The following is a 12,973-nucleotide window of genomic DNA, read 5'->3' on the forward strand; positions in this document are numbered from 1 at the left end:
CGTCAGGAGAGCTTCCCATACGGAGGGAACCGGCCGACCAGTTCCCGCACTTCGGCACGGACCCCGCGCGCCGTCTCCGCACCCCCGCGCAGCGCCGAGGCGAAGAGCTGCGCGATCCGCGCCATTTCGGCCTCCGCCATGCCCTGGGTGGTCACGGCGGCGGTGCCCAGCCGGATGCCCCGGCCTCGCGCGCACGGCAGCGCGCATGTGTCGAGAACCACACCCGCGGCGGCCAGCCGGCCGCGGGCCGTCCTGCCGTCCACCCCGAGCGGCCCCGGATCGGCGGTGATGAGATGGGTGTCCGTACCGTCCGTGGTGATGTGGAGACCCTCCGCGGCCAGGGCCTTGGCGAGCGCGCGGGCGTTGGCGACGACCTGGTGCGCGTACGCCGAGAACGCCGGGGTGGCCGCCTCGCCGAACGCGACGGCCTTCGCCGCGATCGTGTGCATCTGCGCGCCTCCCTGGGTGAACGGGAACACCGCGCGGTCGACGCGCTCCGCCAGCTCCTCGCCGCAGAGGATCATCCCGCCGCGCGGGCCGCGCAGCACCTTGTGGGTGGTCGCGCACACGACATCGGCGAACCCCACCGGACTGGGGGCCGCTCCCCCGGCGACCAGCCCGATCGGATGCGCGGCGTCGGCGATCAGATACGCTCCGACGTCATCGGCGATCTGCCGGAACAGGGCGTAGTCGATATGGCGCGGATACGAGATCGACCCGCACACGACGGCCTTCGGGCGGTGTGCGCGGGCCAGGGCGCGCACCTGGGGATAGTCGATGACGCCCGTCCCGGCGTCGACCCCGTACCCGACGAAGTCGAACCAGCGGCCGGAGAAGTTCACGGGCGCGCCATGGGTGAGGTGCCCCCCGTACGGCAGCCCCATGGCCAGCACGGTGTCCCCGGGCCGCAGCAGCGCGGCGTACGCGGCGAGGACGGCGGAGGAGCCGGAGTGCGACTGCACATTGGCGTGCTCGGCGCCGAAGAGTGCCTTCGCCCGCGCGATCGCGATCCGCTCGGCGGCGTCGACCAGCTCGCATCCGCCGTGGTGGCGGTGGCCGGGGTAGCCCTCGGCGTACTTGTTGGCGAGGGGGGAGCCGAGGGCGGCGAGCACGGCGGGCGAGGTGAAGTTCTCGGCGGCGATGAGCTGGAGGCTGTCGGCCTGGCGGCGGGTCTCCCCGAGGATCACCTCGGCCATCTCGGGATCCTGCCGCAGCAGCGCGTCCGACAGGGCCGTGTGGGGTGATGCGCTGACGACCGGCATGGCGGGCTCCGGACCTCGGGGGTACGTGCGCTCTCCAATGTAGGCCGATCCGCCTCCCGGCGGGCGGCGCGGCGCCCCGCGGTCCCCCGTCGGGAGGCGGCCCGCGCCGGGTCCTCAGACGTCCGACGGGACGCCCGTCAGCGCCGTGACCACCGGATCCAGCGCCTGGTGGATCTCCTCGCCGATCGAGCGGAAGAATGTGATCGGTGCCCCGTACGGGTCGTACACCTCGTCCGCCTCGGCCGTGGGGGCCAGCAGCCAGCCGCGCAGGGCCGCCGCCGCGCGCACCAGGGCGCGGGCGCGCTCGACCACGCCCTCGTCGACCGGGTCGGGCAGCGTCGCCGGGTCTATGGCCCGTACCAGCCGGGTGAACTCCTTGAGCGTGAAGGTGCGCAGCCCCGCGGAGTGGCCCATGGAGATCACCTGGGCACGGTGGTCGCGGGTCGCGGTGAGGACCAGGTCCGCGCGGATCACATGCTCGTCGAGCAGCTCACGGCCGACGAAGCCGGACGCGTCCGCGCCGAAGTCGGCCAGGACGGCCTCGGCGTTGGCCTCCATGGGGGCGCCCTCGTGCCCCCAGGTGCCGGCGCTCTCCACGATCAGACCGCCGGTGAGCCGCTCGCCGAGGCGGACGGTCAGGGCATGCCTGTTCAGCCGCTCGGTGATCGGCGAGCGGCAGACATTGCCGGTACTGACGTGGAGGATGCGGAAGGTGTTGCCGGTGTGTGCGGTCTCCGCTATGCCACGCCCCTCAGGGGCGGTCAATTGGCCACCTCGAGGTCGGGTACCACCTTGCGCAGCTCCTCCGCGTCGAGGGCGCCGGCCCGCAGCAGCACCGGGACCGCGCCCGTCACATCGACGATGGAGGAGGGCACGATGCCGGGCGTCGGACCGCCGTCGAGGTAGACGGAGACGGAGTCCCCGAGCATCTCCTGCGCGGCGTCGCAGTCCTCGGGCGCCGGGTGTCCCGTGAGGTTGGCGCTGGAGACCGCCATCGGGCCGACCTCGGTGAGCAGTTCGATGGCGACGGGGTGCAGCGGCATCCGGATCGCCACGGTGCCCCGGGTGTCGCCCAAGTCCCACTGGAGGGACGGCTGGTGCCTGGCGACCAGGGTGAGCGCACCGGGCCAGAACGCGTCGACCAGTTCCCACGCCTGCTCGGAGAAGTCGGTGACCAGGCCGTGCAGGGTGTTCGGGGAGCCGATCAGCACGGGCGTGGGCATATTGCGGCCCCGGCCCTTGGCGTCGAGCAGATCGGCGACCGCCTCCGAGCCGAAGGCGTCCGCGCCGATCCCGTACACGGTGTCGGTGGGCAGCACGACCAGCTCACCACGGCGTACGGCCGACGCGGCCTCGCGCAGACCCGTCGAACGGTCGGTCGCGTCGTTGCAGTCGTATCGCCGTGCCATCAGCCTGACTCCCTGTTGTGTGGGGCTCGGCTCGCCGCCGGGGCGCTCGGTGCCCCCGCCGACGGCCGACCGTGCTCGATCCGTTCGTCCCTCTCGAACCTCCCCGTCACGGCAGTGCCTTGCGCGCCGTGGCGAAACGAGGGCGCTTGTTCAGGTCCGGGTGGTCCGCGGCGTCCGCCCAGCCGGACTCCTCGCTGAAGATCCACGGGACCTGTCCGCCCTGGGTGTCCGCGTGTTCGACGACGACCAGCCCGCCCGGCCGCAGCAGCCGGTGCGCGGTGCGCTCGATACCGCGGATGGTGTCGAGACCGTCCTCACCGGAGAAGAGGGCCATCTCCGGATCGTGGTCCCTGGCCTCGGGCGCGACGTACTCCCACTCGGTGAGCGGGATGTACGGCGGGTTGGAGATGACCAGGTCGACCTGGCCGTCCAGCTCGGGGAGGGCCCTCAGGGCGTCTCCCTGGTGCACGGTGACCCTGGACCCCTCGGCGTTCTTCCGCGTCCACGCGAGGGCGTCCTCGGACAGCTCCACGGCGTGCACCCGTGACCGCGGCACCTCCTGCGCCATGGCGAGCGCGATCGCGCCGGAGCCCGAGCACAGATCGACGATGAGCGGCTCGACCACGTCCATCGCCCGTACGGCGTCTATGGCCCAGCCGACGACCGACTCGGTCTCCGGGCGCGGCACGAACACCCCGGGCCCGACCTGGAGTTCCAGATAGCGGAAGAAGGCGCGCCCGGTGATGTGCTGGAGCGGCTCCCTGGCCTCGCGGCGGGCCACCGCCTCCCAGTAACGGGCGTCGAAGTCCGCGTCCTGGACGCGGTGCAGTTCCCCGCGCTTGACGCCGTGGACGTACGCGGCCAGTTCCTCCGCGTCGAAGCGGGGTGAGGGTACGCCCGCGTCCGCCAGCCGCTGGGTGGCCTGCGCCACCTCGGCGAGCAGCACGGAGCGGGGGTGCGGGGGTCGCCCCCCGGGGGGTAGCTGCACGCTGGTCCTCCGGGCTGGAGTCGTACGGTCGTTTACGCGGGTGCTTGCTTACTGCGCGGCCGCGAGCTTCGCGGCCGAGTCGGCGTCCACACAGGCCTGGATGACGGCGTCCAGCTCTCCGTCGAGCACTTGGTCCAAGTTGTACGCCTTGAAACCGACACGGTGGTCCGAGATCCGGTTTTCCGGGAAGTTGTACGTACGGATCTTCTCGGACCTGTCGACGGTACGGACCTGGCTGCGCCGCGCGTCGGCGGCCTCCTTCTCCGCCTCCTCCTGCGCGGCGGCGAGCAGCCGCGAGCGCAGGATACGCAAGGCCTGCTCCTTGTTCTGGAGCTGGCTCTTCTCGTTCTGGCAGGAGGCGACCACACCGGTCGGCAGATGGGTGATGCGGACGGCGGAGTCCGTCGTGTTGACGGACTGGCCGCCGGGCCCGGAGGAGCGGTAGACGTCGATGCGCAGATCGTTGGGGTTGACCTCGACGTCGATCTCCTCGGCCTCGGGTGTCACCAGCACACCGGCGGCGGAGGTGTGGATACGGCCCTGGGACTCGGTCGCGGGCACACGCTGCACACGGTGCACACCGCCCTCGTACTTCAGCCGGGCCCAGACGCCCTGTCCGGGCTCGGTGGCGCCGTTGCCGCCCTTGGTCTTCACCGCGACCTGGACGTCCTTGTAGCCGCCCAGTTCGGACTCGGTGGCGTCGATGATCTCGGTCTTCCAGCCGACGCGCTCCGCGTACCGCAGATACATCCGCAGCAGGTCACCGGCGAAGAGCGCGGACTCGTCGCCGCCCGCGCCGGCCTTGACCTCCAGGATGACGTCCTTGTCGTCGCTGGGGTCGCGCGGTACGAGCAGCAGCCTGAGCCGTTCGGTCAGCTCCTCGCGCTGCTTCTCCAGGTCCTTCACCTCGGCCGCGAAGTCGGGATCGTCGGCCGCGAACTCGCGGGCGGTGACGATGTCCTCGCCGGTCTGCTTCCAGGAGCGGTACGTGCCGACGATCGGGGTCAGCTCGGCATAGCGCTTGTTGAGCTTGCGTGCGTTCGCCTGGTCCGCGTGGACCGACGGGTCGGCGAGCTTCTTCTCCAGATCGGCGTGCTCGCCGATCAGTTCCTCGACCGCCTCGAACATCGGGTGCTCCTGGGTTCGTACGAAAGTGCTTCGGGACGCCAAAGCGCCGGTCTCGGCACCCCGGGACGGGGCACCGAGAACCGGCGCAGATGGCTCGCTACTTCTTGGCGGAGGCGGCGGCCTTGCCGAAGCGGGCCTCGAAGCGGGCCACGCGGCCACCGGTGTCGAGGATCTTCTGCTTGCCCGTGTAGAACGGGTGGCACTCGGAGCAGAGGTCCGCACGGATGGTGCCGGACTCGATGGTGCTCCGGGTGGTGAACGACGCGCCGCAGGTGCAGCTCACCTGGGTCTCGACGTACGCGGGGTGGATGTCGCGCTTCAAGGGTTTCTCCTAGTTCAGGGAGGGCTCCGGGTCGTACACGCGGATTGCTCGTACGTGAACCGGGGCCGACGTACCAGTCTGCCAGGACCGGCCGTATCTCCCAAAACCGGGGGGGCGCCCGGAGGTATTCCGGCTTCCGGACCGCGGCTTCCGGACCGCGGCTTCCGGGCGGGGCCGTCCCGCGCTCAGCCGCCCTCGACCGTGCCCGCGCCCTCGCCGGTCTCGCCCGCGGAGTCCTCGGTCGCGGAGGCGGGGATGGGTCTGTCCTCCCTGAGCGCGGTCCAGACCTGCCGGACGCCGGAGGGGATGGGCAGGACCCGGTTCGGGTCGGCGGGGTCGTAGGCCACCGGGAGTGTGATCATCCGGACATTCCTGGTGTCGAGGTCCTTGAGTCCGCCCGCGAATCCGATCAGCGCCTGCACCGAGTCGAGCCGGGAGTCCGGGGTGATCGCCCGGGTGGCGGTGTCGGCGAGGTCGTAGAGCTTCTTCGGGCTGCTGAACAGGCCGACGCTCCTGACCTGCTCGATCAGCGCCCTGACGAAGGCCTGCTGGAGCTGGATGCGGCCCAGGTCGCTGCCGTCGCCCAGGCTCTTGCGCGTCCGTACGAGACCGAGGGCCTGTTCCCCGTCGAGGGTGTGGGTGCCGGGTGGCAGGGTCAGATGGCTCTTGGCGTCGTCGATGGGCCGGGTGGTGGTGATCCTGACCCCGCCCAGTTCGTCGACGAGGTTCTTGAAGCCGGTGAAGTCGATCTCGATGTAGTGATCCATCCGGATGCCGGACATCGTCTCGACGGTCTTGACCGCGCAGGCGGCGCCACCGACCTCGTAGGCGGTGTTGAACATGGCCAGCCGCTGTCCCGGGACGGTGCCGCCGTCGGGGCCGGCGCAGTCGGGGCGGTCGATCAGCGTGTCGCGGGGTACGGAGACCACACTGGCCTTCCGGTGGCCCGGATAGACATGGATGATCATGGCGGTGTCGGAGCGGGCGCCGCCCCCGTCCCTGCCGTACACCGCGTTGGCGCCGGCGCGGGAGTCCGAGCCGAGGACCAGGATGTCCTCGGAGCCGTTGTCGACATCGGCGGGACGGTCCCGGCCGAGGATCCGGTCGATGTCGATGCCTCTGAGGTTGCCGTCGAGCGTGACATAGACATATCCCAGTCCCGACCCGCCGAGCAGGAGCAGGACGGCGGCCGACCACGCGACGACGGTGGCGGCCCCGCGGCGCCTGCCGCGTCCACCGCGCTCCGCGCGGCGCCCGCGACGGCCGGGTATTCGGCTGCTGCTCCCGTCGGTCATGGTCTCCCTCTGTCCGTGGTCCGGTCCCGCCGCCTCCAGCCCTGGGTGATGAAGCGCACCATGTCCTTACATATCCAGCCAGTGAAACACCACGCAGGGGGCCCGGCACCCCGGGGGCGGCCGACCAGGGGGCGGAAGGGGCCTGTGGGGCGCCCGGCGGCGGCCCTGCCCGGGGGCGGGGGCTCCGGGGCGGCGCGGGGCCCGATGCCGCGCGTACGGGCCCCTCAGGCCCCGCCCGTCCCCCGCCCGTCCCCCGCGCGGCGTGCGCGGCAGCGGGCGCGCGGGGCGGACAGGACGGAGGACGGGCGGACGGGCGGACGGGACGGAAACGGAGAACCGCCCCGGCGCACAGGCGCCGGGGCGGTTCTCCGTGAAGGACGGGCAGGGTCAGTCGTTGCCGTTGCCCGGACCGGGCGTCGTCTTCTGGATCTGGAGCAGGAACTCCGCGTTCGACTTCGTCTGCTTCATCTTGTCCAGGAGCAGCTCGATCGCCTGCTGCTGGTCGAGCGCGTGCAGCACCCGGCGCAGCTTCCAGACCACGGCCAGTTCCTCGCCGCCGAGCAGGATCTCCTCCTTGCGGGTGCTGGACGCGTCCACGTCCACCGCCGGGAAGATGCGCTTGTCGGAGAGCTTCCGGTCGAGCTTGAGCTCCATGTTGCCGGTGCCCTTGAACTCCTCGAAGATCACCTCGTCCATGCGCGAGCCGGTCTCGACCAGCGCGGTGGCCAGGATGGTCAGCGAGCCGCCGTCCTCGATGTTGCGCGCGGCACCGAAGAAGCGCTTCGGCGGGTAGAGCGCGGTCGAGTCGACACCACCGGACAGGATGCGTCCGGAGGCGGGCGCCGCGAGGTTGTACGCACGGCCCAGACGGGTGATGGAGTCCAGCAGGACGACCACGTCGTGACCCAGCTCGACCAGGCGCTTGGCGCGCTCGATGGCCAGCTCGGCGACGGTGGTGTGGTCCTCGGCCGGACGGTCGAAGGTCGAGGAGATGACCTCGCCCTTGACCGACCGCTGCATGTCGGTGACCTCTTCGGGACGCTCGTCGACCAGGACGACCATCAGGTGGCACTCGGGGCTGTTGACCGTGATCGCGTTGGCGATGGCCTGGAGGATCATCGTCTTGCCGGTCTTCGGCGGGGCCACGATCAGACCGCGCTGGCCCTTGCCGATGGGGGCGACCAGGTCGATGATCCGCGTGGTCAGCACACCCGGGTCGGTCTCCAGCCGGAGCCGGTCCTGCGGGTAGAGCGGGGTCAGCTTCTGGAACTCCGGGCGGCCGCGGCCGGTTTCGGGCGCCATGCCGTTGACGGAGTCGAGGCGGACCAGCGCGTTGAACTTCTCACGGCGCTCGCCCTCCTTGGGCTGGCGCACGGCGCCGGTGACATGGTCACCCTTGCGCAGACCGTTCTTGCGGACCTGGGCGAGCGAGACATACACGTCGTTGGGGCCCGGCAGATAGCCGGAGGTCCTGATGAACGCGTAGTTGTCGAGGATGTCGAGGATGCCCGCGACGGGGATCAGCACATCGTCGTCGGCGACCTGCGGCTCGCCGGGGCCGAACTCGTCACGGCCGCGGCGTCCCCGGCGGTCCCGGTACCGGCCGCGCCGGCCGCGCCGGCCGCCCGCCTCGTCGTCGAAGTCGTCCTGCGGGCCGGTGTTCTGGCTGCCGCGGTTGTCGCGCTGCTGGCGCTGTCCGCCGCCCTGCGGCTGGCCGCCACCCTGGCCGCCCTGCTGCTCGTCGGTCTTGCCCCGGCGGTCGCGCTGGCGGTCGCGGCGGTCCCCGCGGTCACGGTCGCCGCGCTCGCCGCGCTGGCCGCGGTCCTGGCGCTCTCCGCGCCGGCCGTCGGCGTCGCCCTGGGCGGCTCCCGCTCCGGAGACGGCGACAGCGGCCTCGGCCCTGCTGTCGGTCTGCGCCTCGACCTTGACGTCGGCCGGGGCCTCCGTGGTCTCGGGGCTGCCGGCCTGCGCGGTGGCCCGGCGGCGACGGCGCTCGCCCGCGGGCTGGTCGTCGCTGGCGGGCTGGCCGGGGATGTCGATCTGCTGCGGGGCCACGGCCTTGCCGGCCTCGCCCGCGCTCTCCCCGCCGGCCGCGGCCTCACCCGTACGGGCCTTGGAGGTGGCGCGCCGCTTCGGCTTGGTCTCGGCGTCTGCGCTGCCCGTGTCGGTGGCCTTGGACGCGGACGGCGAACCGGCCTGCGCCTCCTTGATGACCTCGATCAACTGGCTCTTGCGCATGCGCGCGGTGCCCCTGATACCGAGGCCGGACGCGACCTGCTGCAGCTCGGCCAGGACCATGCCCTCGAGGCCGGTGCCGGAGCGGCGGCGCCGTGCGGTGGTGCCAGTGGCAGCACCTGTGGCGGGCGCGGTGGCGTCGACACTGTTGTCGGCAGTCACGCCCATCAGATCGGTGGTGTCGCTCACGAAGGGTCCTTCCCTGGAGCGGACGTCGGCCTTCTGGCTCGGCGACCGGTTGTGCTGTCCGACGGCGGTCCCATCCTGTGGACCGTGCCGGGGCGGTGGTCCCGCCGGGTACGGCGGAGAAACATGCGTACGTGCGATGGGTCCGGCCCGAGGTCCCCCTGCTCGGCCCTCCGCTAGGAAAAACGGGGGGTGTCGTGCCGGTTCCGGTGCGTGCTCAAAACTGCTCAGGCAGGCTGCTCAGGCAGTTGGGGAGGCTCCCGGAAGAAGGTTGGCCCCGAAACGGGACACGAAGCACCGCGCCTCAAAGACGTCGGTTGCAGACTTGAGGTTAACACTACCGGCTCCAACAAACATTCCCCCTCTCCCTCACCGGCAATCTCGCGCTCTAGGCGCCGAGCGGCAGAACACTCGCACCCGCGGCGTCGAGGGAGAGCCGGTTGGCCGCCCACCCCTCTCCCGCGAGCCGTGCGACCTTGTCGGCCGCACCGTCCTCGACCAGCGCGAGCACCGTGGGGCCCGCGCCGGAGATGACCGCGGGGACGCCGTCCGCGCGCAGTCGGTTGACCAGGGCGACGCTCTGCGGCATCGCCGGGGTCCGGTAGTCCTGGTGGAGCCGGTCCTCGGTGGCCGGGAGCAGCAGCTCGGGGCGCCTGGTCAGCGCCTCGACGAGCAGGGCCGCGCGGCCGGCGTTGACCGCGGCGTCCACATGGGGAACCGTGCGCGGCAGCAGGCCGCGCGCCGTCTCCGTGAGCACCGGGCTGCCGGGCACGAAAACCACCGGAACGATGGAATCGGCGGGATCCATCCTGATGGCGCGCGCCGCTCCCCCGTCCATCCAGGCCAGTGTGAATCCGCCGTGGAGACAGGCCGCGACATTGTCGGGGTGTCCCTCGATCTCGGTGGCCAGTTCCAGCAGCGCCGCGTCGTCGAACCGGGCGTCCCCGCCTATGGTCACGGCGCGGGCGGCGACGATCCCGGCGCAGATCGCGGCCGAGGAGGAGCCGAGACCGCGGCCGTGCGGAATGCGGTTGGCGCAGACGACCTCCAGGCCGCGCGGCTGTCCGCCGAGCAGGTCGAAGGCCGTGCGCAGGGCGCGTACGAGCAGATGACTCTCGTCCCGGGGCAGCGTGTCCGCGCCCTCACCGGCGATGTCGACATGCAGGCCGGAGTCGGCGACGCGGACGACCACGTCGTCGTAGAGCCCCAGCGACAGACCCAGGCAGTCGAAGCCCGGACCGAGATTGGCGCTGGTGGCGGGGGTGCGCACCCGTACGGCGGCGGCGCGGAACGCGGGACCGGCCATCGCTCTGACGACTCTCCTTGTGACGACGTGACTGCGTGCTGGGGACTGGGCTGACTGGGGCTGTGGTGTGGTGCGACGGGCGAGATGTTCGAGGACACGCGGAATGCCCGGGGGCCACGGGGGCGACAACACCGCGGCATATGCGGCGGGGCGGGTGGGGTACAGCCTATCGAAGGAAGGTTGTATGGCGACATAGGGCGCACAGGAGGCGCACGATGCGTGTCGCGTGCCTCCTGTGCGCCTTTGTCGGCCTTGCCGCCCTTGCGCGGTGTCCGGGACGCGCCGCGGCGCGGTCCCGGTGTCCGTCGGGCTGTCCGTCCGGCCCGGCTCCGGTGGCGCTCCGGAGGGTTCCTGGCGGGTTCCGGCGGGGTCCTGGCGGGGTCCCTGCGTCAGCTCAGACCGAGGCGCCGCGCGGCGACGGTGGCGTCGACCGGCACGGTGACCGGCTGGGGCGCTCCGGCGACCGCCCAGTCCGGGTCCTTGAGGCCGTTGCCCGTGACCGTGCAGACGATGCGCTGGCCCCGGTCGACCTTGCCCTCTTCGGCCGCCTTGAGCAGACCGGCCACGGAAGCGGCCGAGGCGGGCTCGACGAAGACGCCCTCCTGGGCGGCCAACAGCCGGTAGGCGGAGAGGATCTGCCGGTCCGTCACCGCGTCGATGAAGCCGCCGGACTCGTCGCGGGCGGCCAGCGCGTACTGCCAGGACGCGGGGTTGCCGATCCGGATCGCGGTGGCGACGGTGTGCGGGTCCTTGACGACCTCGCCGCGCACGATGGGCGCGGAGCCGGAGGCCTGGAAGCCCCACATACGCGGCGTACGGGCCGCCGGTCCGTTGGCGGCGTACTCGGTGTAGCCCTTCCAGTACGCCGTGATGTTGCCGGCGTTGCCGACCGGCAGCACATGGATGTCCGGGGCGTCACCGAGCGCGTCCACGATCTCGAACGCGGCGGTCTTCTGGCCTTCGATCCTGACCGGATTGACCGAATTGACCAGGGCCACCGGGTAGTTGTCGGAGAGCGACCGCGCCAGTGTCAGACAGTCGTCGAAGTTGCCGTCCACCTGGAGGATCTTCGCGCCGTGGACCAGCGCCTGGCCCATCTTGCCGAGGGCGATCTTGCCCCGGGGCACGAGGACGGCGCAGACCATGCCGGCCCGTACCGCGTAGGCGGCGGCCGAGGCCGAGGTGTTGCCGGTGGAGGCGCAGATGACCGCCTGGGCGCCCTCCTCCTTGGCCCGGGTGATGGCCATGGTCATGCCACGGTCCTTGAAGGATCCGGTGGGGTTGGCGCCCTCGACCTTGAGATGAACGTCACACCCCGTCCGCTCGGACAGCACCTGCGCCGGGACGAGCGGCGTGCCGCCCTCGCGGAGCGTGACGACCGGCGTCGTGTCCGTCACCGGGAGGCGGTCCCGGTACTCCTCGATGATGCCGCGCCACTGGTGGGTGCCCCGCTGGGTGCCGATGCTGGTCATGGGTCCCTTACTCCCCTTCCACACGCATGATGCTGGCGACACCGCGCACGGTGTCGAGCTTGCGCAGCGCCTCGACGGTCCCGGAGAGGGCGGCGTCGGGCGCGCGATGGGTGACGACGACGAGGGAGGCCTCGCCCGCGCCCTCCTGCCGTCCCTTCTGGCGCACCGTGTCGATGGATACGCCGTGCTCGGCGAAGACCGTCGCGACCTGGGCGAGAACGCCCGGTTTGTCGGCCACGTCGAGACTGATGTGGTAACGCGTCACGACCTCGCCCATACCGCTCACGGGCAGCCGGGTGTACGCGGACTCACCGGGGCCGGTGGCGCCGCTCAGCCGGTTGCGGCAGACGGCGACCAGATCGCCCAGTACGGCGGAGGCGGTCGGTGAGCCGCCCGCGCCGGGTCCGTAGAACATGAGCTGCCCGGCGGCGTCGGCCTCGACGAAGACCGCGTTGTACGCCTCGCGCACGGAGGCGAGCGGATGGGTGAGCGGGATCATCGCCGGGTGGACGCGGGCGGTGACGGACCTGCCGTCGGCGGCGCGCTCGCAGATGGCGAGGAGTTTGACCGTACAGCCCATCTGTTTCGCGGAGGCGAGATCGGCGGAGGTGACCTCCGTGATGCCCTCGCGGTGCACGTCGTCGAGGCGGACGCGGGTGTGGAAGGCGATCCCGGCGAGGATGGCGGCCTTGGCGGCGGCGTCGAAGCCCTCGACGTCCGCGGTGGGGTCGGCCTCGGCGTACCCGAGGGCGGTGGCCTCGTCCAGCGCCTCGGAGTAGCCGGCGCCCGCGGAGTCCATCCGGTCGAGGATGAAGTTGGTCGTGCCGTTGACGATGCCGAGGACCCGGTTGACCTTGTCACCGGCGAGGGACTCGCGCAGCGGCCGGATCAGCGGTATGGCACCCGCGACGGCGGCCTCGAAGTACAGATCCCTGCCGTGCCGCTCGGCGGCCTCGTAGAGGGTCGTGCCGTCCTCGGCAAGCAGCGCCTTGTTGGCGGAGACGACGGAGGCCCCGTGCTCGAACGCGGTGGTGATCAGCGTACGGGCGGGCTCGATACCGCCGATGACCTCCACGACCACATCGATGTCGCCGCGCTTGACCAGGGCGGTGGCGTCGGTGGTGATCAGGGCGGGATCGATGCCCTCACGGACCTTGGAGGGGCGCCGGACGGCCACCCCGGCCAGCTCCACCGGGGCGCCGATCCTGGCGGTGAGGTCGTCGGCGTGCGTCGCCATGATGCGCGCCACCTCTGAGCCGACCACGCCACAGCCCAGCAGCGCCACCTTCAGCGGACGCGTACGCATCATCCGACCTACGCCTTTCATCCATCACAGCCTTTGAAAGCGGTAATCCGAACCAGTCTCACTC

At 71.6% G+C, this 12,973-nt stretch carries 11 protein-coding genes; all 11 read right to left on the minus strand.

What is annotated here, in order from left to right:
* Nucleotides 1-2: 2 nt before the first annotated feature.
* The 11 genes from glyA to ACFYYH_RS31755 all read right to left on the minus strand — a co-directional run bounded on the left by glyA (nucleotide 3) and on the right by ACFYYH_RS31755 (nucleotide 12,912).
* Nucleotides 3-1,262 carry a serine hydroxymethyltransferase gene (gene glyA, locus ACFYYH_RS31705; RefSeq protein ID WP_388558425.1) on the minus strand — a complete coding sequence of 420 codons (1,260 nt, stop codon included), beginning with the start codon at nucleotides 1,260-1,262 and terminating at the stop codon, nucleotides 3-5.
* A gap of 114 nt (nucleotides 1,263-1,376) precedes the next feature.
* Complete coding sequence (locus ACFYYH_RS31710) at nucleotides 1,377-2,027, minus strand: protein-tyrosine-phosphatase (protein WP_388558427.1); 651 nt, start codon at nucleotides 2,025-2,027, stop codon at nucleotides 1,377-1,379.
* On the minus strand, nucleotides 2,024-2,671 hold the full coding sequence (locus ACFYYH_RS31715) for an L-threonylcarbamoyladenylate synthase (RefSeq protein WP_388558430.1): 648 nt from the start codon (nucleotides 2,669-2,671) through the stop codon (nucleotides 2,024-2,026). Before ACFYYH_RS31715 ends, ACFYYH_RS31710 begins: the two co-directional genes overlap by 4 nt.
* Nucleotides 2,672-2,777: 106 nt before the next feature.
* Nucleotides 2,778-3,659: a peptide chain release factor N(5)-glutamine methyltransferase gene (prmC, locus tag ACFYYH_RS31720; RefSeq protein ID WP_388558433.1), complete on the minus strand. Its 882-nt coding sequence runs from the start codon at nucleotides 3,657-3,659 to the stop codon at nucleotides 2,778-2,780.
* Between the two features lie 48 nt (nucleotides 3,660-3,707).
* On the minus strand, nucleotides 3,708-4,787 hold the full coding sequence (prfA, locus tag ACFYYH_RS31725; RefSeq protein WP_388558435.1) for a peptide chain release factor 1: 1,080 nt from the start codon (nucleotides 4,785-4,787) through the stop codon (nucleotides 3,708-3,710).
* A gap of 97 nt (nucleotides 4,788-4,884) precedes the next feature.
* Nucleotides 4,885-5,109: a 50S ribosomal protein L31 gene (gene rpmE, locus ACFYYH_RS31730; protein WP_066950131.1), complete on the minus strand. Its 225-nt coding sequence runs from the start codon at nucleotides 5,107-5,109 to the stop codon at nucleotides 4,885-4,887.
* Between the two features lie 185 nt (nucleotides 5,110-5,294).
* Nucleotides 5,295-6,404 carry an LCP family protein gene (locus ACFYYH_RS31735; RefSeq protein WP_388558438.1) on the minus strand — a complete coding sequence of 370 codons (1,110 nt, stop codon included), beginning with the start codon at nucleotides 6,402-6,404 and terminating at the stop codon, nucleotides 5,295-5,297.
* A gap of 387 nt (nucleotides 6,405-6,791) precedes the next feature.
* A complete protein-coding gene (gene rho / locus ACFYYH_RS31740) occupies nucleotides 6,792-8,828 on the minus strand; it encodes a transcription termination factor Rho (RefSeq protein ID WP_388558441.1) in 2,037 nt (678 codons plus the stop codon).
* Between the two features lie 385 nt (nucleotides 8,829-9,213).
* Complete coding sequence (gene thrB, locus ACFYYH_RS31745) at nucleotides 9,214-10,131, minus strand: homoserine kinase (protein WP_388558444.1); 918 nt, start codon at nucleotides 10,129-10,131, stop codon at nucleotides 9,214-9,216.
* Nucleotides 10,132-10,520: 389 nt separating this feature from the next.
* A complete protein-coding gene (thrC, locus tag ACFYYH_RS31750; protein ID WP_388558447.1) occupies nucleotides 10,521-11,603 on the minus strand; it encodes a threonine synthase in 1,083 nt (360 codons plus the stop codon).
* Nucleotides 11,604-11,610: 7 nt separating this feature from the next.
* On the minus strand, nucleotides 11,611-12,912 hold the full coding sequence (locus ACFYYH_RS31755; protein WP_388558566.1) for a homoserine dehydrogenase: 1,302 nt from the start codon (nucleotides 12,910-12,912) through the stop codon (nucleotides 11,611-11,613).
* Nucleotides 12,913-12,973: the final 61 nt, after the last annotated feature.

The organism is Streptomyces sp. NPDC002018, from assembly GCF_042890865.1.
Taxonomy (GTDB): Bacteria; Actinomycetota; Actinomycetes; order Streptomycetales; family Streptomycetaceae; genus Streptomyces.

What these genes read in the sequence shown, in the direction of transcription:
- glyA (WP_388558425.1), bottom strand. Translation starts at nt 1,262, where the DNA reads ATGCCGGTCGTCAGCGCATCACCCCACACGGCCCTGTCGGACGCGCTG.
- ACFYYH_RS31715 (WP_388558430.1), bottom strand. Translation starts at nt 2,671, where the DNA reads ATGGCACGGCGATACGACTGCAACGACGCGACCGACCGTTCGACGGGT.
- prfA (WP_388558435.1), bottom strand. Translation starts at nt 4,787, where the DNA reads ATGTTCGAGGCGGTCGAGGAACTGATCGGCGAGCACGCCGATCTGGAG.
- ACFYYH_RS31735 (WP_388558438.1), bottom strand. Translation starts at nt 6,404, where the DNA reads ATGACCGACGGGAGCAGCAGCCGAATACCCGGCCGTCGCGGGCGCCGC.
- thrB (WP_388558444.1), bottom strand. Translation starts at nt 10,131, where the DNA reads ATGGCCGGTCCCGCGTTCCGCGCCGCCGCCGTACGGGTGCGCACCCCC.
- thrC (WP_388558447.1), bottom strand. Translation starts at nt 11,603, where the DNA reads ATGACCAGCATCGGCACCCAGCGGGGCACCCACCAGTGGCGCGGCATC.
- ACFYYH_RS31755 (WP_388558566.1), bottom strand. Translation starts at nt 12,912, where the DNA reads ATGATGCGTACGCGTCCGCTGAAGGTGGCGCTGCTGGGCTGTGGCGTG.